The 26476-nt window shown below is 44.3% G+C and carries 19 protein-coding genes and 1 pseudogene; 10 read left to right on the top strand and 10 right to left on the bottom strand.

Features of this window, described 5'->3' with window-relative positions; genetic code table 11:
- Positions 1-84 precede the first annotated feature (84 nt).
- The gene (locus DVY93_RS04540; RefSeq protein ID WP_230709355.1) at positions 85-1017 is read left to right on the top strand and encodes a DMT family transporter; all 933 of its coding nucleotides are present in this window, start codon (positions 85-87) and stop codon (positions 1015-1017) included.
- 115 nt (positions 1018-1132) lie between these two features.
- Here the strand turns inward: DVY93_RS04540 and DVY93_RS04535 are convergent, their stop codons facing one another.
- Positions 1133-2581 carry a solute carrier family 23 protein gene (locus DVY93_RS04535; RefSeq protein WP_193006361.1) on the bottom strand — a complete coding sequence of 483 codons (1449 nt, stop codon included), beginning with the start codon at positions 2579-2581 and terminating at the stop codon, positions 1133-1135.
- Positions 2582-3103: 522 nt separating this feature from the next.
- Between DVY93_RS04535 and DVY93_RS04530 the strand changes: the two genes are divergently transcribed.
- Entirely contained in the window at positions 3104-4537 is a 1434-nt protein-coding gene (locus tag DVY93_RS04530) for an L-serine ammonia-lyase (RefSeq protein WP_230709353.1), read from the top strand.
- 150 nt (positions 4538-4687) lie between these two features.
- Here DVY93_RS04530 and DVY93_RS04525 read toward each other — a convergent pair whose 3' ends face one another.
- The 3 genes from DVY93_RS04525 to xthA form a co-directional block, all read right to left on the bottom strand.
- A complete protein-coding gene (locus DVY93_RS04525) occupies positions 4688-5086 on the bottom strand; it encodes a DUF4377 domain-containing protein (RefSeq protein ID WP_193006359.1) in 399 nt (132 codons plus the stop codon).
- 423 nt (positions 5087-5509) lie between these two features.
- Positions 5510-6733 (bottom strand): bifunctional glutamate N-acetyltransferase/amino-acid acetyltransferase ArgJ, encoded by a 1224-nt coding sequence (argJ, locus tag DVY93_RS04520; protein ID WP_230709351.1) that lies wholly within the window; start codon positions 6731-6733, stop codon positions 5510-5512.
- 73 nt (positions 6734-6806) lie between these two features.
- The gene (xthA, locus tag DVY93_RS04515; RefSeq protein ID WP_230709349.1) at positions 6807-7631 is read right to left on the bottom strand and encodes an exodeoxyribonuclease III; all 825 of its coding nucleotides are present in this window, start codon (positions 7629-7631) and stop codon (positions 6807-6809) included.
- 184 nt (positions 7632-7815) lie between these two features.
- On the opposite strand from xthA, the gene DVY93_RS04510 reads away from it, so the two are divergent.
- The 5 genes from DVY93_RS04510 (at position 7816) to DVY93_RS04490 (ending at position 14771) form a co-directional block, all read left to right on the top strand.
- Positions 7816-8406 carry a thioesterase family protein gene (locus tag DVY93_RS04510; protein ID WP_442966499.1) on the top strand — a complete coding sequence of 197 codons (591 nt, stop codon included), beginning with the start codon at positions 7816-7818 and terminating at the stop codon, positions 8404-8406.
- Positions 8407-8443: 37 nt separating this feature from the next.
- On the top strand, positions 8444-9256 hold the full coding sequence (locus DVY93_RS04505) for an ABC transporter ATP-binding protein (protein WP_230709347.1): 813 nt from the start codon (positions 8444-8446) through the stop codon (positions 9254-9256).
- 144 nt (positions 9257-9400) lie between these two features.
- Positions 9401-10192 (top strand): ABC transporter permease, encoded by a 792-nt coding sequence (locus DVY93_RS04500; protein ID WP_193006354.1) that lies wholly within the window; start codon positions 9401-9403, stop codon positions 10190-10192.
- A 558-nt stretch (positions 10193-10750) separates the two neighbouring features.
- Positions 10751-12445, top strand: coding sequence for an AMP-binding protein (locus DVY93_RS04495; protein WP_230709341.1), 1695 nt, complete (start codon positions 10751-10753; stop codon positions 12443-12445).
- A gap of 625 nt (positions 12446-13070) precedes the next feature.
- Positions 13071-14771 (top strand): AMP-binding protein, encoded by a 1701-nt coding sequence (locus tag DVY93_RS04490; RefSeq protein WP_230709339.1) that lies wholly within the window; start codon positions 13071-13073, stop codon positions 14769-14771.
- 82 nt (positions 14772-14853) lie between these two features.
- Here DVY93_RS04490 and DVY93_RS04485 read toward each other — a convergent pair whose 3' ends face one another.
- The 6 genes and pseudogenes from DVY93_RS04485 to sohB all read right to left on the bottom strand — a co-directional run bounded on the left by DVY93_RS04485 (position 14854) and on the right by sohB (position 22314).
- Positions 14854-15654 (bottom strand): SDR family oxidoreductase, encoded by an 801-nt coding sequence (locus tag DVY93_RS04485; protein WP_226949513.1) that lies wholly within the window; start codon positions 15652-15654, stop codon positions 14854-14856.
- Positions 15655-15818: 164 nt separating this feature from the next.
- Positions 15819-17126: pseudogene (locus DVY93_RS12450) on the bottom strand (RNA-guided endonuclease InsQ/TnpB family protein).
- 248 nt (positions 17127-17374) lie between these two features.
- Positions 17375-18136: a histidine phosphatase family protein gene (locus DVY93_RS04470; protein ID WP_230709335.1), complete on the bottom strand. Its 762-nt coding sequence runs from the start codon at positions 18134-18136 to the stop codon at positions 17375-17377.
- A gap of 212 nt (positions 18137-18348) precedes the next feature.
- Entirely contained in the window at positions 18349-19641 is a 1293-nt protein-coding gene (locus DVY93_RS04465) for a phosphotransferase family protein (protein WP_230709333.1), read from the bottom strand.
- Between the two features lie 184 nt (positions 19642-19825).
- A complete protein-coding gene (locus DVY93_RS04460) occupies positions 19826-21076 on the bottom strand; it encodes an acyl-CoA dehydrogenase family protein (protein WP_226949553.1) in 1251 nt (416 codons plus the stop codon).
- Positions 21077-21339: 263 nt separating this feature from the next.
- Positions 21340-22314, bottom strand: coding sequence for a protease SohB (sohB, locus tag DVY93_RS04455; protein WP_230709331.1), 975 nt, complete (start codon positions 22312-22314; stop codon positions 21340-21342).
- 359 nt (positions 22315-22673) lie between these two features.
- On the opposite strand from sohB, the gene aspS reads away from it, so the two are divergent.
- From aspS to DVY93_RS04440, 3 genes are all read left to right on the top strand, one after another.
- Positions 22674-24500 carry an aspartate--tRNA ligase gene (gene aspS, locus DVY93_RS04450; protein WP_193006638.1) on the top strand — a complete coding sequence of 609 codons (1827 nt, stop codon included), beginning with the start codon at positions 22674-22676 and terminating at the stop codon, positions 24498-24500.
- A gap of 67 nt (positions 24501-24567) precedes the next feature.
- Positions 24568-25539, top strand: coding sequence for a lysophospholipid acyltransferase family protein (locus DVY93_RS04445; protein WP_230709329.1), 972 nt, complete (start codon positions 24568-24570; stop codon positions 25537-25539).
- A 121-nt stretch (positions 25540-25660) separates the two neighbouring features.
- Positions 25661-26461 (top strand): glycosyltransferase, encoded by an 801-nt coding sequence (locus DVY93_RS04440; RefSeq protein WP_230709327.1) that lies wholly within the window; start codon positions 25661-25663, stop codon positions 26459-26461.
- Positions 26462-26476: the final 15 nt, after the last annotated feature.

Raw genomic sequence — 26476 nt, 5'->3', positions numbered from 1 at the left:
CAAAACCTCGACAATATGGCTTGGGTTAACGCCCATGTTAATAGTCTGAAATAAATAACAATAGTACGGATATAAGGACAACCTATGGCTATCGCTTCTACACGGTCTGCCCCTATTGGCTTAGTCATTGGCTGTATCATATTTGGTCTGGGTAGTTTGATCGTCGCTCACGTTGACATCGGTGGGTGGGCGATGTCGTTTTGGCGCCTAGCTATTTCAGGTATCGTATTCTCTGTCTTAGCCAAAATTACGGGGCAACGCCTACCGCGCTCAAGACGTGCTATCTTTTACAGTCTATTGTCAGGCGTGTTTTTAGGGTTGGATTTGGCCCTATGGCACGAGAGTATTTATGCCGTTGGTCCTGGTATTTCAACTCTACTCAATAGCTTACAAATCTTTTTCTTGGCGGCGATCGGCTTTTTGTATTTTAATGAACGCCAATCTATTGTTCAGCTTATCAGTTTGTTTTTAGCGATGCTCGGCGTGGCAATGATAGGCAGTCCTGAGTTTGCACGCAACACTGCCGCTACTTGGGGGTTTGTCACCGGCATCATCTCAGGGGCGATGCTAGCAGCCTCGATGACCTTTATCCGTAAAACACATGACACTGAGCCGACACCGATATTTATGCTGATGCAGCTGATTAGTATCGGCGGCGTACTAGCAATGATCGTGCCGATGGTGATATTTGATACGGGTAGTATCCTACCCAATACGTGGTCTGAGTTCGGCTGGGTTCTGGTATATGGCACCGTCATGCAGTGCTTGGCATGGGGCCTGATTGCCTACTCTATACCTAAGTTATCTCTGGCATTGACGGGGTTGTTACTGTTAACGGAACCCATCGCAGCACTGGTTATTGATTATAGCTGGCTGGGCAAACCGATTAACACTTTACAATGGAGCGGCGCCCTACTGACTATGTTTGCCATTTATTTAGGCTCATTAAAACCTAAACCACGCGCGCTACGCCGTTATCGGTTTTTTGCTCGATTTTATAAACGTAAATACAAGTAACCTGAATACTGTTTTCCAAGCAAAAGCGCCCAACCTACGTGTAGGCTGGGCGCTTTTTTAGTTTTGCTCAGTTACATATAACGTCTTAAGAAGGTTATATATAAAAGCCCATTGGTTACTTGGCCAAGGACTGACGGGCAGCCTTCGCCTCAGATCCTTGATTAAACAAAGCATTCAAAAGGATAGCAGCCAAAGTAGCCGTGCCAATACCGCCCAAATCGAAGCCGCCTAAGTGCAAGCTAAAATTACCGGTCCCCATGATGACAGTAACAGCAGCGATAATCAGATTGCTGTTTTTGCTAAAGTCGATGTGATTGTCTATCCAAATTTTTACGCCTGCAACAGCGATCAAGCCAAACACCACAATAGAAGCCCCGCCCAATAATGCCGCTGGTATCGTTTGAATGATGGCACCAAACTTTGGCGATAGACCTAGCAAGATTGCCACTAACCCTGCCACAACGAATATCGTGGTGCTATAGACTTTGGTCACGGCCATCACCCCGATGTTTTCCGCGTAAGTGGTGACGCCTGTCCCACCAAATCCTGCTGAAAAAGTGGTCGCTAGGCCATCAGCAAAAAAAGCTCGCCCCATGTAAGGCGTTACACGCGCCTTGGTCATACCTTCGACAGCCTTAAAATGCCCCAAGTTTTCAGCAACCAAAATAAAGGCCACAGGCGCAATTAAAACAATGGCACTCATCTCAAAGCGCGGGGTATGAATGCTCGGCAGGCCAAACCACGAAGCAGCTGCCACACTACTAAAGTCAATAGCCGTCCCAAAGCCCATGATGTTAGTCATCACAAAATAAGCAATGTAAGACAATACCAAGCCCACCAATAATAGTAGACGACGTAGCATACCGCGTGTAAACACGGCCACCCCACTAATAAGCAACACAGTCAATGTGGCCATCCAAGCATCGAACTGATTCGCAGACACCCCTTGGATAGTCACTGGGGCTAAGTTGAGACCAATAATCATGACGATGGCACCCGTCACGACTGGCGGCATCAAGCGCTCAATCCAGCCTGTGCCAGTTTTCATCACCAGCAGACCAATTAACGCATAAATGATACCGCAAGCCATGATGCCACCTAACGCGACATTCAAGTTATCGTTAAACCCTGCACCTGCGTAAGCGGTAACTGCAATGACAGGACCAATAAACGCAAAGCTTGAGCCCAAGTAACTTGGCATGCGCCCGCCTGTGATCATAAAGAACATCACGGTACAAATACCCGACATCAAAATGGCTAAATTAGGATCAAAGCCCATCAATAAAGGTGCTAATACAGTCGCCCCAAACATCGCAAAAGTATGCTGGACACCCAATAATATACTTTTTGACGGTGGCAAATAGTCGTTGATACCGACTGGATCACGATCTAAATCGCCCTTATACGGACGCCATGTCGGAAACCAACGCCCATTTTCAAAGTCTGGATTGGGTGAATAATGGAGGGCTGCTGACTCGACACCTGCAGCTTCTAACGCGTTTTGAGCTGACTGACTGTGAGCGCTGTTTTCTGAAGGTGATGAGTGGTCTTTTTGAGATGGCATGCGCGCTTGTCCTATGTGAGCTGAGCTAAAATAATAGGCGACAATTAATGAAAAAATGACATTGAGAGATTAATAGATAAGATACGTGGTTAGAAGTTACTGTAACTCTGACCCTCTTACATTTATAATATGCCGCCCTAATCTATTCATTTATATTGTAATATGGCAAACCAAAAGTAATATTTGGTATGATGACTATGTTTTGCTAGATGTCTGGGGCCGGATATGTTCTACTAAAAATGGTTTTAAACCGTTATGGCTCAACGTACTTTATAACAGCTCCCCCACTTACAGGATGTTACATAGCCGTTGACTCCGTGCATGATAGCGGAGTTTCAAAACAAATAAAAGTTATTATTCAGTCACCATTTGTACTCCTTTACTTTGATCTTTCACAGGCAATGCCTCATACACACCTCTTATCGGTGCCTAAGAGTGATGGCGGCCTATCTTATTCTCAATAAAAGCGCCTAAAGCATCTACACAGCGTGCTAAAGCCCTTAAAACTTTCGGTAATTTTCTATGATTAGTGTTTTTGACTTATTCAAAATCGGCGTTGGTCCATCAAGCTCTCATACGGTAGGACCAATGGTAGCCGCAAATCTTTTTTTAGCCTCATTGACAAAGCAGATAGAGCTGACTGCCATTCAAAAGATTGAAATTGAGCTTTATGGCTCTTTAGCCGCGACAGGAAAAGGACATGCAACCGATACCGCCATCCTACTCGGCTTGCTTGGACATACACCCAGCACCATTGATACACGCATGACTAGCAATTATCTGTCTCCTATTTTTTCTGAGAAAAAATTGAATCTCTCAGGTGCCCATACAGTGGCATTTGATACGGAGCAGGATATTTATTGGTACGACGATACCGTGCTTCCTTATCATCCCAATGCGTTGTCACTTCGAGCAATACTGGCAGACGGCACACGTTATCAGCAAACTTACTACTCCGTCGGCGGTGGCTTTGTGATCAATGAAGAAGATGCCAACAACCCAGACGAAGACCATGCCAGCCCAACTATCGATCGTGTGCCCTACCCTTTTAATAGCGCCGCAGAGCTGCTAGATCAGTGTGATCAACATGGGCTAAGTATCAGTGACTTAGTGCTGGCAAACGAGTGCCACTTCCATGATAAAGAAGAAATCTATGCCTACTTAGATAGTATCTGGGAGGTGATGCAAGATTGTGTCAAACAAGGGTGTGAAAATGCTGGCATTTTACCTGGTGGTCTCGATGTCAAACGCCGTGCACAGGATTTGCATTTGCAGCTGAGTGCTGAAAAAGACCAGCCCATATCAAAAAATGATAAATTGGCAGCGATGGACTGGGTTGATTTATACGCACTGGCTGTCAACGAAGAAAATGCCAATGGCGGTAAAGTCGTCACCGCCCCTACCAATGGTGCTGCCGGTATCATTCCAGCAGTATTACACTATTATCGTGACTTCTTATCCAACTACAGCCAAGAGGGCGTGCGCAAGTTTTTATTGAACGCCACCGCTATCGGTAGCTTGATTAAACAGAATGCCTCAATCTCTGGCGCTGAAGTAGGCTGTCAAGGGGAAGTCGGTTCCGCCTGTGCTATGGCAGGCTCTGCCCTAGCAGAAATTATGGGCGGCACACCAGCCAAGTGCTTAAATGCAGCAGAAATTGGCATTGAGCACAACTTAGGACTTACTTGTGATCCTATTGGCGGCTTGGTGCAAGTGCCCTGTATCGAACGTAATGCCATGGGCGCCGTGAAGGCAATTAATGCGGCACGTCTCGCCTGCCGAGGCAATGGGCAACATTTTGTCTCTTTGGACAAAGCCATTGAAACCATGAAACAGACGGGAGCTGATATGTCAGATAAATATAAAGAGACCGCTCGCGGGGGACTTGCCGTCTATGCGGATAATCGCATACCAACGGCCACCCGTGGCGTCAGTGTAAACTACAGCCAATGTTAATTTAAAACGCCATTGTCATTTGTACAGTTATCATGTGAACTGCTAAATTGCTAAATCAGTTAAAATAGCGACAAAAAAGGCCTCTAACGAATTAGAGGCCTTTATCATATGAGAGTAGCCGCTTATAAATACAAGCGAGTACCCATGTGATTATTCAGCAGTTTTTGACACTACTTCATTTAGAATCCAAACTGGCTGTACCACGTTAGAGCCTTCAGCAGTTACAGCTTCTTGACGTACATCAAGCACGTAGCGGTAATTTGGCTCATAAGTAAAGCCTTGGATATTACCATTTAGTGTCGTATAGTTCTTGTGATACGTCTGACGATACTGCAAGCACTGTGCTTCAACTTTACTGCCATCAGTAGCAGTAAGGTCACAGACTGCTTTACGTGGCGCTATTTCTACTTCAAAGCTTGGAATGTTAACCACTTTAACGCTCATGGGCTGTCCTTCCACAACCATCGTACGCTCATTGTCCATACCCATGGTAGAACAACCTGAAAGGGCAAAAGTCGTCATCAATGCTGCAAGTGCTAATTTTTTCATTATTTAATCCTCAGTTAATTGGGTTAAGTCTCTATTACCTGTTTGAATTTATTGTTGTGAACGTCTTGTTGTGATTAATACATACTCAAAACATATCAGGCAATTGGGTCATTGTTATCATGCTACTGTCGATGCTAGATAAAACGTCGCTAAATAAAAATATTTAACGAGAGTCTGACAGAATCAATAATACTGCCTTTCCTTTACTAAAACTAGTATAGGTCGCCAATCCGCTTGCCCTCTATGACTGCTTTGTAAAGTAACGTCAGCTTTTGCAACTGATGTTAAGAAAACGTATGCAATAATAGAGTGAATTGCTAATCAGGCAAAATGAGAAGTAAACAATAAAAAATAAAAAGCCAGAGTGATGCGCACCCTGGCTTAACGATAAGAACAGCGAAAAATTACTAGGTATAAAAACCTTTAGCTACGATAATCGGCATTAATCTTGACGTAATCGTAGGATAAATCGCAAGTATAAACCGTATCACTGGCTTCGCCACGAGCAAGATCGATATGAATGGTAATCTCAGGGCGGCTCATGACCGTCTTGCCCGCCTCTTCTGTATAATGAGGGGCAACGCCACCATTTTGGCAAATCATCACTTCATCTAAATACACATCGACTTGCTCTGTGTCGAGATCTTCGATTCCAGCATAACCCACTGCCGCCAAGATACGACCCCAGTTGGCATCACTAGCAAAGAATGCTGTTTTCACTAGAGGTGAATGCGCAACCGCATAGGCCACATCGCAGCACTCTTGTGTCGTCTGCCCACCAGTGACTTTTACTGTCATAAACTTGGTCGCACCTTCACCATCTCGTACAATTAACTGCGCTAGGCGTACAAAAACCTCAGTTAAAGCCGCAAACACTGGCTGATAGTGCGGATGCTCTGGGCTGTCAATGATCTCTGAGCTGGCCGTGCCTGTCGCTACTAGGACACAGCAGTCATTGGTTGAGGTATCGCCATCGACTGTGATGCGATTAAAAGACTGTTCATTGATTGCGCTTAGCATCTCTTGTAATAAGTCAGCCGTGATATTGGCATCGGTTGCCACGTAGCCTAGCATGGTCGCCATATTTGGGCGTATCATCCCTGACCCTTTTGACATACCGGTAATGTGATAACTGAGATTACCCACATCAACTTTTTGGCTGGCAAGCTTGGGAATAGTATCAGTGGTACGAATACCATTAGCCGCAGCTAGCCAATTGTTAGGAGCCAAATTAGCAATGGCCTCATCTAAGCCCGCAATAACAGCATCGCTATTTAACGGCTCACCAATCACACCTGTAGAGAATGGCAATACGGCGCTCACATCCACACCTGCTTTGCTCGCCAATGCCGCACAGATATCGATGGCTCGACGCTTACCATCAGCGCCAGTACCCGCATTGGCATTGCCAGTATTGGTCACTAAATAGCGTGGACTGGTCTTAGAAAAATGCTCACGCAGTACGCGTACAGGGGCGGCACAAAAGGTATTTTTTGTCGTGACAACTGCAGTGGTGGCGGTATCGATTATTTCCATCACGACCAAATCGTCACGATCTTTATAGCGTACCCCTGCCGCAGTGGCACTGAGCTTGATACCTTCGATAGGATAAATAGTATTGGGTACTGCAACATTTCCGACGGCCATCGTTACATCCTTATTTTTAACTTTCAGTATTGTTTATATAGTAAAGTGTTTTTTGGCAAACACCCTATCATTACTACGATTTACTCAGATCAAATGCCGACCAAATTGGCGCATGGTCAGAGGGTTTTTCCATGGCTCGTAGTTCATAACTGATACCTGCATCGACACAAGTATCAACGAGATCAGCGGTGCATAAGATATGGTCGATACGTAAGCCACGCTTAGGATCGTCATTGAAACCACGACTGCGGTAATCAAACCAGCTATATAACTCTGTGCTCTCTGGATAGTGCAAACGGTAAGTATCGGTCAGCTCTCGCGACATCAATGCGCTATACCACGCGCGTTCTTCTGGTAAAAAAGAGGTTTTTCTGTTTTTAAGCCAGCGCTTTGCATTGACCTCACCAATACCGATATCGATATCTTCTGGAGCAATATTCATGTCACCCATGATGACAAGCGAACGTCCTTCCGCTTTTAACGTATCAATGTAAGCCATTAAATCAGCATAATAAGCCCGCTTCATTGGGAATTTAGTGGGATGGTCTTGACTCTCTCCTTGCGGAAAATAACCATTAAGCACATCAATTTCGCGTCCCTCAAACTCATAGCGAGCGTGGATAAAACGCTTTTGTGCCTCACCATCTTCGTCAGGAAAGCCTTTTTGGACAAATATAGGGGCCACCTTGGACAGTAAAGCCACGCCATAGTGGGCTTTTTGTCCAAAGTATTCTACGTGATAGCCAAGACTTTCTATGTTATCGAGTGGAAACTGCTCATCGTGAACTTTGGTTTCTTGTAGACCTATCACATCAGGATCGATTACCTCGCGTACCGCCTCAAGCTGATGTTGACGGGCGCGAATACCATTGATGTTAAAACTGACAAAACGGGGCATAAACCATCCTATACTAATTGATTAAAATGTGGCGCTAAAACAACCATGATAACAGTCGTAGGCCAGCCTTTCTGTTGCGTGCCTTTATATCTTAAGCTAGAGTAGCTATTATTATCACACACATCGATTTTTATTAAATCACCTTTATTAAATGACCGCTATCAACACTTGATTGAGTATTACTATGACAACCCCTAAAAGCAACCCTACAAACACCATATCAATTGCTAACAAGGCACAATCTGACCAGACAACCACACCGCTGTTTGCGACTGACTATAACGTTTACATCAACCATACTGATGCCGGTGGCATAGTCTATCATGCCAACCATCTGGTCTTTTTTGAAAACTGCCGACGTGACTGGTTTACTAAGCTTGGTTTAAACGGTTACTTTCTACAGTCTGATAGCGGCGACATACAGCATTTTGTTGTGAGCCAAGCAGATTTGCAATATAAAAGAGCCATCCTTTTAGATGAAATCATCAACGTGCGTATCGATAAAGTCGAACTAAAACCTGCCAGCATGGTATTTTATCAAAGCATTCACCGGCATACACCAAAAGGTAACTCGACCGACCACACCAAAAACAGTAACCATTTATTAAGTAGCGCTAAAATTGTGATTGCTTGCGTACAAAACCAAGTAACACCAGAGTCGATGTCTAACGATGAGACTCAAGCTACTCGTACTGCGCCTATGCGGCCTATTCGTGTGCCTCAAAGCTTACGGGACGCCATTCAACAAGCGATCACACAAAATGCTGATGAGTAATGACTTATTTTATTAACACACTCATAAGAAGCGCCTTATGCTAGAATTTAAAAGTATCTGCATACATAATAAGCGCTCTATGAGCGTGGAGCCAAGTCAACAAAACCGTTCTACTACCGCATCCACCCTATCCGGCACATACTACAAGTGGCTCGCCAAAATAAAGAACAATGCCAATAAAGAGGCCGTCTCAGCCCCTCATCAGCATCCATTAATAAGCGATGCTAGTGGCAAACTGTTAGCAGGACAGGTGACGGTTTTGACTGGTGCTTCTGGTAGCGGCAAGTCAGTATTATTACGCGTGCTTGCAGGATTATTACCCATGGATAGCGGTGAGGTCTGCTTGCAAAGCGTAGACCCACTACATAACCCAAGTTATCACAGTATCCATGATACTGTGCCGACGCAGTGGCGCACACAAGTCTCCTTACTCGCTCAGCGCCCCCAGCTATTAGAAGGTAGTGTGTTAGATAACCTACAAATGCCTTATAATTTACAAGCCCATCAGCATCGAAATTTTGATATGGATTGGCACATCACGCAGCTTTCCTCCCTCGGGCGTAGCGCTGATTTTTTGCAGCAAGAAGCCAATTACTTATCCGGCGGTGAGCGACAGCTGGTCAATACTTTACGTCTTTTACAACTGAGCCCGCAAGTACTATTATTGGATGAGCCTACCGCTGCTTTAGACAGCGAAGTTTCAACCCAATTGGTACATTTACTCGTTAACTGGGCTCGGGCCGAGACGCAGCGTACGTTGTTATGGGTGACTCATGACACACAAGATGTCATGCCATTCGCTGATCAGCATTGGTCTATGCAAGCAGGCGTATTAAGTAAAGTGTTCTAGGCCCGTCTTTATTTTAAAAATGCTCATCAAAATGAGATAAATTGAATTGAGGACACGCCCTAACCCTAAGATCAACACACAAAAATTTTGCACACAGTCTCGTTGGACCTCACCCTGCTTTCATCTCCTTGATAATGAGTCACTATGATCGGTATGGACGACACGCAAATATTTTTAACTTATGGTGATATTGCTCTTACCAGCAGCCTTATTATCATCGTCCTTATCATCTCTTGGCAACTACGCTTGCAGCTCACTAAAACCCTCTTAACCGCTGCTATTCGTACTGTTGTTCAGCTGAGTTTTATTGGTCTGATATTGGCGTGGATTTTTGCCCGTGAACAGTGGTATGAAGTACTACTGATTTTAACCATTATGACCCTCATTGCAGGGAGCGCGGCCAAAAATCGTGTCAAACGCCACTATAAAGGCCTGTTGGTCGATACCCTTCTCGCAGTCAGTGCTTCGGCTGTATTGGTCACTGCCATAGCCATCACTGTTATTTTAAACGTCCAGCCTTGGTATACACCGCAGTTTATTATCCCTATCTTAGGTTTGATATTAGGCAACTCTTTGACCGCTATTTCATTGACCAGCAATCAGCTGATTGAAAGCTTTCACGAGCAGCAAGGCCGAATTGAGATGATGTTAAGCCTAGCAGCTCGTCCATTTGAAGCGGTACACGAACCAATACGGGCCGCAATTATTAATGGTATGACGCCCACGCTTAACTCTATGTTGGTTGTCGGCATTGTCAGCTTGCCCGGTATGATGACGGGTCAAATACTGGCTGGGGCTGATCCCACTCAAGCCGTTCGTTATCAGATAGTCACCATGTTCCTGATATGTGTAAGTAGCACGCTTGGCTGTACGATCAGCACTTTACTCATTTATCGGCGGTTTTTTAATAAAAACAAACAACTTATTCTGCCTTAATCCCTATCAAGAAATGAACGGTATTGGGCTGAGCGTACTCTCACTCTGCTAACTTATGCTAAATTTTGGCAAATATTCGTTTAATAGGTCGGTAAGAGCTGATGTCTTTTACACATATAATCGCAATACTTGTCACTTTATCTCAAGCTGAGAGCTGGCGAGAGACCTGCTAGTCTTATATTAGACATAATTTGAACTTTTCATCTTTATTTTTGTACTGCACAGTCTTGCATATTAGTGTGGTATTAGCGTGTATTCATGCTAATGTATTTCTTAAATGTATCATTTATTTATTATTTTGATGATAAATAACAGATAGCGCTTTTACAAAAGCCACAGTGTATTATTGAGTTGTTTGTTTTACTTAGCTCGGTTCCTGAAGAATCGTTAAGTAAAGTCGTACAACAGCAATTAAAACCTAGCAGCCAGTCAATAGATAAGGATAGGATTACTCTCAGCGATACACGTTTTATGTCAGCGCTGATGGGTTTTATTGACACGGATAAGACTGCTTTACTACACAATCTCAACCTATTTTAGACTTCAAGGACGCTGACTATGACGCCGAATAAACCTTGGCTAGCCCATTATCCTAATGGTGTACCTAAGACGATCAATCCAGATAAATATAGCAGTATAATGGAGCTGTATGAAGAGTGCTTTGACCGCTTTCGTATGCATCCAATGACTATCTGTATGGGCGTCACCCACACTTATGGCGACGTTGATAAGGCGTCACTTGCTGTGGCAGCATGGTTGCAAGCTCAGGGAATCCCTAAAGGCAGTGTCGTTGCTCTCATGATGCCAAACGTGCCTCAGTACTTACCAACGATGATTGGTATTTTACGAGCAGGGTACGTTTGCACGCCTGTTAACCCTCTATACACAGGCCGTGAGCTACGCCATCAGTTAAATGATTCTGGGGCTCAGGTTATCTTTGTGGTCGATAACTTCGCGCAAGCGCTCGAGCAGGTAGTCGATGAGACTGCAATCAAACGTATTATCTTATCTAAACTGGGTGATATGATGGGACTAAAGGGAATGTTGGTCAACACCATTGTCCGTCAAGTCAAGCGTCTCATCCCTAAGTATAAGCTCGACGACCCCAAGCATGAAGTTACCAAGTTCCCTGATGTGCTAAAAAAAGGGAAAAACTTACCGTTCCATGCGCCAAAAATGAGCTTAGACCAATTGGCCATCCTACAGTATACGGGTGGCACGACAGGTCTGTCTAAAGGCACTATACTGACACAGCGCAATATAGTATCTGCTGCATTGATGGCAGAAGCTTGGTACCGTCCTGTGACCTCAGAGATCAATGAGGTATATATCAATATGGTCATGGCATTACCGCTCTATCATATCTTCGCTTTTTCACTTAGCTTATTGGGTATGCGCTCTGGCTACACCTTTATCTTGGTGCCAAACCCACGCGACATGCCAGGCTTTATCAAAACCCTCTCCAAACAGCCATTCCACATTTTCCCAGCGGTCAATACGCTGTTTAAAGGCTTGCTTGATCAGCCAAACTTTAAGAACTTAGATTTTAGCTCACTACGCATCACCCAAGCTGGTGGTATGGCTGCAACTGAGCAAACAGCTACACGCTGGTTAGAAATCACTGGCTGCCCGATGGTGGAAGGTTGGGGAATGACTGAAGGTGTCGCTGGCGGTACGGCGAACGTCATTACTGACCGTAAATTCAACGGGACTATTGGCATCCCTGTTCCTAGCGTCGACATCATTCTTATTGATGAAAATGGTGAGCGAGTTGGCGTAAACCAAGCGGGTGAGATGTGTATCAAAGGGCCAAACGTGACCTCAGGTTATCTGAACAGAGACAGTAGTGATGACTTTACCAGCGATGGCTACTTCCGTACTGGCGATATTGCCAGCATGGATGATAAAGGATACTTTACCTTGCTTGACCGCAAAAAAGATATGATTCTGGTCTCAGGCTTTAACGTCTTCCCTAATGAGATTGAATCCGTCATGCTAGACTGTGATGGAATTATTGACTGTGCGGTGATTGGTATTCCTGACGAGCGTCAAGGTGAAGCGGTCAAAATCTATATCGTCCCCGCTGATAATAACGTGACTGAAGAAGTCATTAAAGACTTTGCTCTAGATAACTTGACGGGTTATAAGTGCCCACGCCACATAGAATTCGTCAGTGAATTACCCAAGAGTAACGTAGGAAAAGTACTGCGCCAAAAGCTGCGTGAAAAACACCGTGCCGACCATCCTGCGTAATACGTAGTCAATCTATGACCAAAAAGCATTCTACACTCAGTGTGGCGTGCTTTTTTCATGTAAGGCCATAACTTTTATGCAAAACATTGCCAGTTTGTAAATGTTAGGTTAAGAATAATTTATCAACTATCCTTCATTCCTAAAGGTTAAATATAATGTTTATTGGATTTTCCTAAAGAAGTTACCGTTTATCTTCTTTTACCTACCATTCATCCTTTTAGAGTTACACCATATATTCTTCCATTTATCAAACTTAATTATAAACTATTAAGTTCTTTTATAAGTGTAACGAAATCAATAGTGGTTATGTTAATGTATTGCCAAAATACGTTACGCTACTCTTTATTAATGTAAGTAAATACTACATTCATTAAAAGTCAGTTTGTTCGCTTTGTTTATAAGTGATACGTTCTAGTAGCACCAGTATTACCCGTTTACTCGACTGATAAGCTTGCTCTTAGTAGTTGAATAAACGACATAAAGGCCCGTATTTGAGCAGTCTGTGAATAAATAGGATAGCACGCGACAATCCATTGCGTTTAACGCGATGACTGGCATTGTTGACATGGATGTGACTACTTCTTTATAGAACCTTAACTTATCTCAACATTTAAGGACGCTAAGTATGACAGCAGATAAGCCTTGGCTTGCTCAATATCCAGAAAACGTACCCAAGACTATTAACCCTGATCAGTATGAGAGCCTCATAGAGCTATATGAAGAGTGCTTTAACCGCTTTCGTATGCATCCAATGACTATCTGTATGGGCGTCACTCACACTTATGGCGACGTTGATAAGGCGTCACTTGCTGTGGCAGCATGGTTACAAGCTCAAGGGATCCCTAAAGGCAGTGTCGTTGCTCTCATGATGCCAAACGTGCCTCAGTACTTGCCAACGATGATTGGTATTTTACGTGCAGGGTATGTTTGCACCCCTGTGAACCCTCTATACACAGGCCGTGAGCTACGCCATCAGTTAAATGACTCAGGGGCTCAGGTTATCTTTGTGGTCGATAACTTTGCGCAAGCGCTCGAGCAGGTGATTGAAGAAACAAATATCAAGCGTATCGTCCTATCAAAGATGGGTGATATGATGGGATTAAAAGGAATACTGGTCAATACAGTCATCCGTCAGGTCAAGCGCTTAGTACCCAAATACAACCTTAATGATCCTAAATACAATGTCACCAAGTTCCCTGATGTGCTAAAAAAAGGGAAAAATTTACCTATCCAAGCACCAAAAACCAGCATGCCACAAAAAGCCATCCTACAGTACACGGGTGGCACGACAGGTCTGTCTAAGGGTGCTGTTTTGACTCAGCGTAACGTCGTAGCAGCCGCGATGCAGTCAGAAGCTTGGTACCGTCCTGTGACCTCAGAGATCAATGAGGTATATATCAATATGGTCATGGCGTTACCGCTCTATCATATTTTTGCTTTTATGCTTAGCTTATTGGGTATGCGCTCAGGCTACACCTTTATCCTGGTGCCAAACCCACGCGACATGCCAGGCTTTATCAAAACCCTCTCCAAACAGCCGTTCCACATTTTCCCAGCGGTCAACACGCTGTTTAAAGGCTTGCTTGACCAGCCAAACTTTAAAGACTTAGACTTTAGCTCACTACGCATCACCCAAGCTGGTGGTATGGCCGCAACTGAGCAAACAGCTGCCCGCTGGTTAGATGTTACTGGCTGCCCGATGGTGGAAGGTTGGGGTATGACTGAAGGCGTCGCGGCCGGTACTGCGAACGTCATTACTGACCGTAAATTCAACGGGACTATTGGCATCCCCGTTCCTAGTGTCGATATTATCGTTGTCGATGATAATGGTGAACGTGTAGGATTAAATCAAGCGGGTGAGATGTGCATTAAGGGCCCAAACATCACCTCCGGCTATTTCAATAAAGACAACTCAAACGACTTTACCAGCGATGGCTACTTCCGTACTGGCGATATCATTAGTATGGATGAACAAGGCTATATCTCCCTACTTGACCGCAAAAAAGATATGATTTTGGTCTCAGGCTTTAACGTCTTCCCCAATGAGATTGAATCCGTCATGCTAGACTGTGATGGAATTATTGACTGTGCGGTGATTGGTATTCCTGATGAACATCAAGGTGAAGCGGTCAAAATCTATATCGTCCCCGCTGACAACAATGTCACCAAAAGTGATATTAAAGACTTTGCCCTAGATAACTTGACGGGTTATAAGTGCCCACGCCACATAGAGTTCGTCAGCGAACTGCCAAAGAGTAATGTAGGCAAAGTGCTGCGCCAAAAGCTGCGTGAACAGCACATGTTAGACAATCCTCAAACCCTCTAACCTCGGAAACAGCGTATAAAAAAGCCCTCTACATTAAACATAGAGGGCTTTTTCTTATCTACTACTGATACAACTAACCGTGTTAACTTAATTTATTGATTAACGGTAATGGCAAATGCTTCATCGCCTGCCCAACTATTGACCATGGCAAACTTGGTACACAGGCTTCATCTACACCAGCCTCAATCGCTGCGACGATTGCTTTAGTACCCGTCTTCGCATCCACTTCAAACGGTAATGGTTTGGCATTTTCATTAATCTCAGTACGAATGTAACCTGGATAAATCGTAGAAACCTTAATCGGCAATTTGGTTAAAAGCATATCAGCACGGATACCTTCTGCTAAATGAGCCAAGCCTGCCTTACTAGCGCCATAAGCCGTCAAGTGCTTAGGCAGACCACGCATCGCTGACATGCTTGATATCACGACCAGATGCCCCCTGTTCTGAGCGCGAAAGATATTCATCGCCGCTTCACATTGCGCCAATGCCGAGATAAAGTTAATCTCGACCGTGCGGCGGTTGGTATCAAAACGTCCTTTACCAATGCGGCGACTGTCACCAATACCAGCATTTACTACCACCCGATCAATACCACCAAAATCATCGGCAAAGGCGTCAAACACGGCAAAAATAGCATCGTAATCGCTAACATCAAGCGCTCGATACTCAACACGGATATTGGGATATTTTGAGGTTAGCTCTGCCTTTAAACGCGCTAAACGATCGGTTCGGCGTGCGCATATTGCAAGATTATAACCAAGCTTGGCAAAGAGTCTTGCCATGCCCTCACCCAAACCTGAGCTAGCACCAGTAATAAGCACCGTTTTTCCTTTTCCAGCCTGCTGCTTATTTAAGGTTTGTAAATAGCGTGAGGGTTGCATCGCACTAAACAGCTGACTTTTACCTTGGTTGGCGCTTTTGACTACTAAGTTTCTCCATTTGTTTTGCATGGACAGTCCTTTTTATTCAATATTGGATAGAGTCGGTTGACACACTCCCACCACTTTCGCTGCGCTCAAATGGGGGATTCTAAAAGCGTTAGCCTTTAGGCGACTTTCTCACGACCGTCGCAAGTTTTCTGTTTCATCGGGTGACCTTGACTGCATCCTCCCTCCGCAGACAAAACGGCATGTCCTGCCGCTAATATGTTACGAGCTGCATTAATATCAGCGTTGGCTTTATGACCACATTTGACGCACTCAAACTTGGACTGAGTTTATCTATTTTCCTTAGCGATATGCTTACATTCAAAGCAGGTCTGGCTGGTGTAGCGTGGGTTTACTTTGATCAGTAATCCACCGCGCCATTGCTGCTTGTACTCAAGCATATTGACCATCATACCCCAGCCTTGATCTAAAATGGATTTATTTAATCCTGACTTAGCTTTGACATGACGGCCTTTATTCTCCACCGACCCGCTGGCTGATGTCGACATATTGGCGACCTTCAAATCCTCACAAGCAATCATGGCGTGGTTTTTGCTGATGCTGGTGGTGATTTTATGCAAGTAGTCCTGTCTGATATTGGCGATATGGTGGTGTAATTTTTGAATCTTATGCTTTTGCTTTTTCCAGTTTTCGCTAAACAGTTTTTTCTTTGCTAGTCCTCTTTGCAATTTGGCAAGTTTGATCTGATTGGCTTTAAAGCTGTTTTTAGGTTTAATGTACTGACCGTTTGAGGTGGTGAGTAGTTTGCTGATACCCATGTCTAAGCCTAGTGCACTTTTAGAGGGGTGAACCGGCTTTTCGGCCAGTTCGCGCTCAGTGCCAAATGACACGTACCAGTGCCCTGATTTCTTGCTGATGGTGATGTTTTTAATCGTGCCGATGATCTCTTACGATTTTCTAAATTTCACGAAGCCCACGCCATTAGGCAGTTTGACTCGGTTGCCCTCAATACGGCAGTATTTAGCAAACTGAACCAGTCTGATTGAGTCACAACCATCGGATTTGCGCTTAAATTGTGGCATTAGAGGTCGTAGTTGGATCTCTGTGCCGTCAGCCAGTTTAAAGAACTTGGGTTTACGAGGTTTGTTTTTATTTTCTTTGAGTCTGGCGTGTACTTTGGGGTCAAAGAATCGTGACCAAGCCGATGCAAGATCGCGTACCTTTTGTTGTAAGGTTACGGCATTTGAGCTTGTTTTTAAGAACTCAAAATCAGGGTTGTTTTTTAAGCCAACGATTTTATTAACGAGGTTGGTGGCATTGATAAACTCATTTTTAGCAAACATCTCAAACGATATTGCCAGCATTTGATTCCAAACAAAACGCGCAGAGCCGACAAGATTATTTAGAATAACCGCCTGCTCTGCAGTAGGCTCAAGCCTAAATTTATACGCTTTGTTGATTTTCATAAATGCTTTCTTTGTTAATGAGTGTGTGTTTGATAACATGCTTATAATACTAGAATTTAAGGGTGTTTATTTCAATGAGTAGGTTGTGTAATACCTGAGTCAAAAAACCAACCAGTGATGCGAAATTCACCTCCACCCTAATGTCGGGTGGAGTCCTCTTTCGCTTTTTTGATAGTCTATAATAGCGCTTGCGTGTTTAGGGTCACGACTCCTTCTTTTCTATTGTGTCACTACCACCATTGATCCGTTTATCGCCACGTTACAAAACGCTTGCCTTCAGAAAATAAATGACTGTATTCATTTAAAGACATTAAACGAGCACTTTGGTTCTTTAATGTGACAGACGTTACCCCAGTATTGACCAAGCTTTTATTCAATTGATAAGCGGTTTGACTGCCTTGCTTTAATAACTGTGCGGTAATAGCAGCGATCACACCACCTGAGGTAAAAACCAACACCGTACTATCACGATCTAAGTTTAAGCCTGCCACTCTTTGACGTACTTGTTCCAGTGCTTGTTGTGCCCGCTGGCTAAACTGTGGCCAGCTCTCAACATAATCCTGATCATTGTCACCACTATGCCAGCGCTGCATCGCTTGATCAAATAGCTCAGCTAACCGTGTGTCTGGAACATCTGACTTAGCAATTTCAGCCGCGATCGCGGCTCGACTATTAAAGACAGGGTCAGATTTGATAAACACGTCTTTATGATTGAATTCATCAAACTCTGGCAGTGTATAACTGTTGGGCTCATTTACATCGATGACAGATGCCAGCGCGCCATTACTGTGTTCAGAGGTGATAGATGATTGATAGCGCTCCCAGAAATGCTGAGCAGAGTCTCGCTGTCGAACCAAGCTACCCGTAAAAATAGCATCAATACGGCGCTGTGTGGTGGCGTAATGCTGTCCAAGCAGCTGCGCTTGGATACCGCCAAGCTCTGAGAGTTGGTCGTAGTTTTCTTGGCCAAAGGACGCTTGGCCATGACGCGCCAACAGTATGGTTGTCATAAAATAGTACCTTTTTATTGTATTTTATCAAGCGTGGTTTTCTAGGCGTGTCATCATTTTAATAGTGGTGGTAAAAATGAAATAAATTACCGTCAAACAAGAAAAACAGCGCAGATAACATTAAGATATTATCCAGCTGTTTGGCAAAATTTAGCCACTTTTAGACCACCGAGATGACTATCGATTACATTAAGGGTCGCCCTAGATACTGGTTACTCAGGCTCTTCAGATTTATAAGAAGTGGGCAAAAAATAGCTTTTTGGTAAAATGCCTTTAATAACCGCTTGCACAGGACTCGGTAACTGCCCAATCGTAGCCGCATCCACCCCCATGTCTTGTAAGTGCGGCTGTACATGGCTGGTAAATAATGCCTCGCCCTCATACTGAGCAATTAACTTAAGACATTTAGCATGGAGTACATGCACAATGATCCAAAAATTCTTAAACGTTGGATTGCGTGTTTGTTTATTATAGTAACGATAATAAATTTGCTGAACGATACCTGCTAAACGAAACAGACCAAACACTTCATAAAAGGTCCAGTTGTCTATTTCTAATCCTGTTTGCTCAAGATAATAAGCCACCACCTCATCACGAGTCATCATACCCTCTAAATGGGTGGGCTGGCGACGCGACTGCTGCATGACAATATTGTCATCTGCTTCAATCCAGTAAGCCAATGCACTGCCCAAATCCATCAAAGGATCCCCTAGTGTTGCCATCTCCCAATCAAGGACACCGATGACTTTAGTTGGATCATCAGCATCTAAGATCACATTATCAAAGCGCCAATCATTATGAATGAGGCAAGTTTGGCTATCAGCCGGGGTGTGTTTACCAAGCCACTGTCTGACCAAAGCAAAACTTGGAACGTTAGGCGTTTTCGCTTTGATATACCGCTTATCCCAGCCACTAACCTGACGCTCGCAGTAACCCTCACCGCGTCCAAGATTCACTAAATCAGGATGTGCCTTATAATCCACTTGATGCAATTCAACCAAAGCATCAATGACATTGGTACAAAGCACGCGAGTTTGCTCAGGATCCAGATCGATCCCCTTTGGTAAATTGGCACGAGGGATGATACCTTCCATCCGCTCCATAACATAAAAATCAGCACCGATCACGTCTTCATCAGTACATAATGCAACCATCTTAGGCACATAAGGATAAGCATCTTTTAGTGCGTGTTGGACCGTATATTCGCGTACCATGTCATGGGCAGATTTGGCTTTGGTGCCTTTTGGTGGTCGGCGTAATATTAAATCTTGATTTTTATTGTCACCCTCATACTGCAAACGATACGTCCAGTTTGACGCGCCCCCTGAAAACTGAGTGACGGTCGGCTCCCCTATTACCTCAACATTTTGATTGCGCAGCCATTCACTGACAGCTTTGGCATCCAGCTCTTCGCCCTCACGAACGGCGCCGCCTTTATCCAGTACTTTATTATTGGCCTGAGTGTCTTTGATGCCAGTGTTTTTGGCACGAGTGTCAGTTACCATGAGACATTCCTTATCATGTGGTCATTTATTTTTCTAACGTCGTTTAGGGATGAAAAATTCACTACTGAATCATTAATAGTGAATGCTTCATTGGCCTTATTTGTCTCTCAACTCCGATAATACTTAAGCGGTGACATTATGAATGATCCTCACAACCAGTCATCGAAGGTAGTAATCATTGAAATTAAGACTTTTCAGATTTCGACGAGCGGCTAAAACCTTGACGCTTTAATTCTAACTTAGCAATCATGGTTTTATGCACCTCATCAGGACCATCGGCCAAGCGGAGCGCTCGTGCTTGCGCAAAGAAGTTTGGCAACATGGTGTCTTGACACACGCCCATACCACCATGAATCTGTATCGCCATATCCACCACTTCTTGCAACACGGTTGGTGCAACGACTTTAATGGCAGAGATTTCAGTGAGTGCCGCTTTTGTGCCTTGCGCATCCATTTTTTGTGCCGCATACAAGGTAAGCAGACGTGCTTGATCAATCTTGATACGAGCATCGCTGATGCGCTCAAAGTTACCGCCCAATTGTAATAACGGCTTTCCGAAAGCCGTACGCTCCATACCGCGTTTAACGGCCAGCTCTAGCGATTTTTCGGCCGCACCAATACAACGCATGCAATGATGTATACGTCCTGGCCCTAGGCGACCTTGCGCAATCTCAAACCCCATACCCGGCCCACCGATAAAGTGGCTGACTGGCACACGTACATTGTCAAAGCTGACTTCGCCATGACCGTGCGGCGCGTCATAATCACCAAATACTTTGAGCATACGCTCGATGTTTACACCGGCTGTTTTTGCTGGTACCAGTACCATCGAATGCTGATGATGGCGGTCTTTATTTTCATCAGGGGTATAGGCCATAACAATCAAAACATCAACAGCAGGATCACCTAGGCCAGATGACCACCACTTACTGCCGTTGATGACAATCTCATCCCCCTCAACCACGGCAGTCGCTTGCATATTGGTCGCGTCACTTGAGGCCACATCCGGCTCTGTCATACAAAACACAGAGCGCGTCTTACCTTCTAAAATTGGGGTGAGCCACTTGTCTTGCTGCTCTTTTGAGCCATAGCGCCACAAAAGCTCCATATTACCGCTATCGGGTGCATTGCAGTTAAACACATAAGGCGCTAATAAGCTGCGTCCGGTCAACTCCGCAATAGGGGCATAGTCAGTCACTGACAGTCCAGCGCCTAACGTGTCATCAGGCAAAAACAGGTTCCATAAGCCAGCTTCGCGTGCTTGTTTGCGCAAACTCTCGTACTTTTCTGGCCACTGCCAGTTGCGCCAATTACCATCAGGGTTTTGCTCATGACAATCATGCCAAAACTGCGCTTCGATTGGTTCAATATGCGTCTCGATAAACGCTTTGACTTTGGCGTGCATGGCTTGACCATGCTCTGTTGCCGTAAACATCAATGTATTGTTAGACATAGGGGACTTCCTTTTCCTTATGGAGTATCTGCATCACGTTTCAATAATTTTTTTTGATATAAGAAGCATATAGTGTACGTACGTATACTGTCTTCTATACGCTACATTTATAACACAGCGATTATGAATAAACAGCAAAAAGGCGCGACCAGTTAGGACACGCCTTTTACAAAATACAAACAATGTACAGTAGGTCATCTAACCACTAAAATATTAGCTATGAGGCATCATGATGTTATTTAACATTATTTTAAAATATTTAAGCGGCTGTTTAAGTCAAAACGTGCTAACGCATCCGGCAGTTTATCCACTGCCATGCTAAGGGTCGCCTCTGCTGCTTGCGCAAGTCCGAGCTTCTCTGCTAGCGTCGGCTTTTGGCGTGAATGTAGGGCATACACGTCGCTGTTTTCCATGCGCTCTAAAATATAACTGTCGGAGGTTTGCAAGCTGTCAATCAAGTTAAGCTTTAGCGCATCTTCGCCATACCAGTGCTCACCAGTGGCTACTTTAGCGACCTCTAATGCTGGACGATACGTATTCACAAAATGTTTAAACAACTCGTGCGTCTGCTCAAGCTCTTCTTGGTACTTAGCACGATCTTCTGCATCGTTTTCGCCAAACACTGTCACCGTACGCTTATAGTCACCCGCGGTAAACATCTCATAATCTACGTCATGGTTTTTAAGCCACTTATGAAAGTTAGGCAGTTGTGACACCACACCGATTGAGCCGATAATGGCGAAAGGTGCGGCAATGATATTGTCTGCGACACACGCCATCATATAACCACCGCTTGCCGCCACCTTATCCACGCATACCGTTAGTTTGAGATCAGCGTCTTTTAGACGGGCCAATTGCGCCGCTGCTAATCCATAACCATGCACCAAACCGCCCCCTGATTCTAGGCGCACGATGACTTCATCGCCTTTATTTGCTGTGCTAATAAGCGTGCTGATTTCTTCACGTAAGTGCTTGACCGCAGTCGCTTTGATATCACCATCAAAGTCTAAAACGAATACTTGTGATTTATTATCAGCATCTTTCTTTTTATTTTTGCTTTTTAGCGCTTTCTTGGCTTTTTTGGCCATTACTTTTTTAAATTGTTTGAGGGCAGCTTTGCCTTGGGTCGCTTCCATTAAATCTTCACGGCGCTGCTTTTGCGCTTCATTAAGATGAAGAACCTTTAGTTCAACAGGATTTTTGGGCGGATGAAATAGCATAATTACAAGTCCTCAAGTCAGTAGATATATCAATATGGCTGTTTTTATTAGCGTGCGGTTGATATGAGCACGCTTGACAGTATTTTCAAGCAGAATGACAATATTTAACTCAATATAAGTACTGTTGCATCAATACAGCTGATACTTGAGCATGACTGCGCTTGGATTAAAATCCGCTGGTTGTATAACAAAGGGAGATTAGGCATAATATGCGTTTATATCAAATTTTCTGCAGCCAACGTGATGACCCTATGTCTTAATCGCGTTGTTTGTGTGTTTTTTTTGCAAAAAGCTTGAAACCCACAGCAATGGCTGCATTATTGTACTTCGAATTGGGCTGATAACTGGATAATTATATTATGACGCATAGCGAATACCGAGACGAATATTGCGGAGCCGTAACCGAAAGCTTACTTGAGCAAACCATTAGTATCGTAGGCTGGGTACATCGTCGTCGCGATCACGGTGGAGTGATTTTCTTAGACATGCGTGACCGCGCAGGTATCTTGCAGGTAGTTGTCGATCCTGATACACCAGAAGCGTTCGCCACTGCTGACGCCGTACGTCCTGAATACGTACTAAAGATAACTGGTCGCGTACGCCGCCGTTATGAAGGTACTGAAAACAATAACATGACCAGCGGCCAAATTGAGCTGTTGGGCAAAGAAATTGAAGTATTGGCCAAATCTGAGACACCGCCATTCCCATTGAATGACGAAAAAACCTCGGTATCAGAAGACTTGCGCCTCAAATATCGCTACCTCGATATGCGCCGTCCACAAATGCAAGAGCGTATGGTGTTCCGTGCCAAAGCAACCTCAGCGATTCGTCGTTACTTAGACGATCATGGCTTCTTGGATGTTGAAACCCCTATTTTGACTCGTGCAACGCCAGAAGGCGCACGTGATTATCTTGTGCCATCACGTACCCGCCCTGGTAACTTTTTTGCATTACCACAATCACCACAGCTATTTAAGCAATTATTGATGGTGTCAGGTTTTGACCGTTATTATCAAATCGCTAAATGCTTCCGTGATGAAGACTTACGTGCCGACCGTCAGCCTGAATTTACTCAGGTTGATATCGAGACGTCTTTCTTGAACGAAGAAGAAATCATGAACATCAACGAAGGTCTTATTAAGCATTTATTTAAGACTATGATGGATGTTGAGTTTGAGCAGTTCCCGCGTATGACTTATGCTGAAGCGATGCGTGACTATGCGTCAGACAAGCCTGATTTGCGTATCCCACTAAAACTGGTTGACGTTGCCGACTTGATGAAAGACGTGGACTTCAAAGTATTTGCCGGTCCTGCGAACGATCCTAAAGGTCGCGTGGCAGCCCTACGTATCCCTGGTGGCGCCTCATTAAGCCGTAAGCAAATCGATGCTTATACTAAGTTTGTGGGTATCTATGGCGCACGCGGTTTGGCTTATATCAAAGTCAATGACGCAAGCTTGATCAACAACGGTGTGGATCAAGAATCTGGCCTACAGTCTCCAATTATCAAAAACATGACTGACGATGTACTGGTCAGCCTGATCGAGCGTACTGCTGCAGAAGATGGCGATATTATCTTCTTTGGTGCTGATAAAGCCAGCGTTGTGAACGATGCGATCGGTGCACTACGCCAAAAAATCGGTCTAGACTTGGAAATGATTACCTGTGAGTGGGCGCCGCTTTGGGTAACAGACTTCCCAATGTTTGAGCAGACTGACGATGGTCGTTGGACGTCCATGCATCATCCGTTCACTAAGCCTAAAGGTTCAGTTGAAGAGCTAAAAAACAACCCAGAATCTGCCCTGTCTATCGCTTATGATATGGTGTTAAACGGTACTGAGATTGGCGGTGGTAGCTTACGTATCAATACCTATGATATGCAGCAAGCCGTACTTGATGCGCTAGGTATCGGCGAGCAAGAAGCTGAAGATAAATTTGGTTTCTTACTTGATGCCTTAAAATTTGGTGCACCGCCGCATGGTGGCTTGGCCTTTGGTTTAGATCGCCTGATTATGCTCATGGTAGGCGCGGACTCTATTCGTGACGTCATTGCATTCCCGAAAACCAAAACTGCTGAGTGCCCACTAACTCAGGCACCTGCTGAAGTCGATAGTAAGCAGTTACGTGATCTTGGCATTCGTGTGCGTGAAAAAGCACAAGCTGATACCAACAAATCTGCTCAATAAAACGCTTGATGATGCTTAGTTGCTATCTACACAGCTTGTTATGTGATTCATTGCTATGCGAGTGGTTATGAATCCGTATCATATTTTTAAAGTCGTGCCATTGTCTGTTTTGCAGATACTGGCACGTTTTGCTGCTTGGGTGATTGTCAAACTACCCAACTTAAGTATTAGGCGTACCATTCGTATTAATATGGCGCTGATTGCTCCCACCTTATCTGATCTTCAGAAAAAATCGTTAACCCAAGATATTGTCTACCATCAATGCTTGACTAGCATTGAGTCTATTAAGAGCTGGGCGATGCCGCCTGAATGGAGCATCAATCAGATCCGTGATGTCCATCATCAAGATATTTTATTGGAAGGCCTTGCCAATCCCAACGGCATGCTCGCCATCGTACCGCATCTTGGTACGTGGGAGATGATGAACGCGTGGCTCAATCAATTTGGCTCACCAACCATTATGTATAAACCAGTTGACGGCAAATACGCGAATGAGTTTATCCTTCAGGGGCGTGCGCGTCTGAATGCGACACTAGTACCTACCGATGGTAGTGGTGTGAAAGCGGTGTTTAAAACCCTTAAGCAGGGCGGTTTTAGTATTGTGCTACCTGATCATGTTCCTGATCCTTCAGGTGGTGTGATTGTGCCTTTTTTTGGTATCGAAACATTAACCAGCACCCTCGCCTCCAAACTGGCCAGCAAGACCAAATGTGCACTGGTCGGTCTATCTTGTATTCGCCGTGAGGACGGGCACGGTTTCGATATTTATTGCTATAAGCTTGACGATCCAGCACTTTATGATCGCGATGCAAAAACAGCGGCTCATGCGCTTAATTTGGCCATGCAGCGTATGATTGAGGATAAATATAGCCATTATATGTGGGGCTATCGTCGTTTTAAACGTATCCCAAATTTAGGCAATCCTTATAATGCGGATAAAGCAGCTTTAAAAGCCTTTATTCAAGCTCACTACTCTACAGATTTTGAACGTACTGATAATGACGTTAATGATAACGCTAAGCTCGATAATCATAAATAATAACCGTACTATCGTTTAACTATTTAAACGTAGCATTAGACACAATGTGCTAATATTGGCTGAATTTTACCTCATACCATTTTTAACATTGATCATTCACTTACCTCAATATGAGTGCATTATGACATCTGACGTAACTAAGACCCAACCTCCAAACCCAACGCAAACCAACGCAAATGCCGCTGAACAGCGTTATATTATTTGTATGAAATGGGGCGATAAATATGGTCCTGAGTACGTCAATCGCTTGTATAACATGGTCAGCCGCCATCTGACTTTAGATTTTCAAATGGTCTGCCTCACTGATGACAGTACTGGCATTGACCCTACTATTGCCTGTTATCCTATTCCTAAAATGGACCTACCCGCAGGCCCTGAGCGTGGCTGGAAAAAGCTGACTACCTTTAAGCCTGAACTTTACGATCTAAAAGGCGTGGCATTATTTTTAGATATTGATATTGTGATTGTCGATAATATTGATGCTTTTTTTACTTATAAAGCCGCCCATGAAGACAGTGTGGTCATCATCCGTGACTGGAAAAAACCGTGGCGGATGATTGGTAACAGCTCTGTGTATCGCTTTAACATCGGTATGAATACCTACCCTGATTTGTTAGCAAATTTTGAGCGTAACTTTGATACCATTCGCCAGCAAGTTCGCCACGAACAAGCCTATTTGTCGAATTATTTACGTGAACATCATCATCTGGAGTATTGGGACAAGACATGGTGCGTGAGTTTTAAATATCAATGCATCGCACCCATCCCATTTAACTTTGTACGAACACCTACCCTACCAGATGGCGCAAAAATCGTTATTTTTCATGGTGAGATCAATCCACCAGACGCTATCAAAGGTGGCAGTGGCAAATGGTACCGTCATGTGAAACCAAGTCCTTGGCTAAAAGAGCACTGGCAATAAGCACATGGGGAACAT

Origin of the sequence: Psychrobacter sp. CCUG 69069 (assembly GCF_021023115.1) — a bacterium.
GTDB lineage: Bacteria > Pseudomonadota > Gammaproteobacteria > Pseudomonadales > Moraxellaceae > Psychrobacter > Psychrobacter namhaensis.
This window is presented reverse-complemented; position numbering and strand designations above follow the sequence as displayed.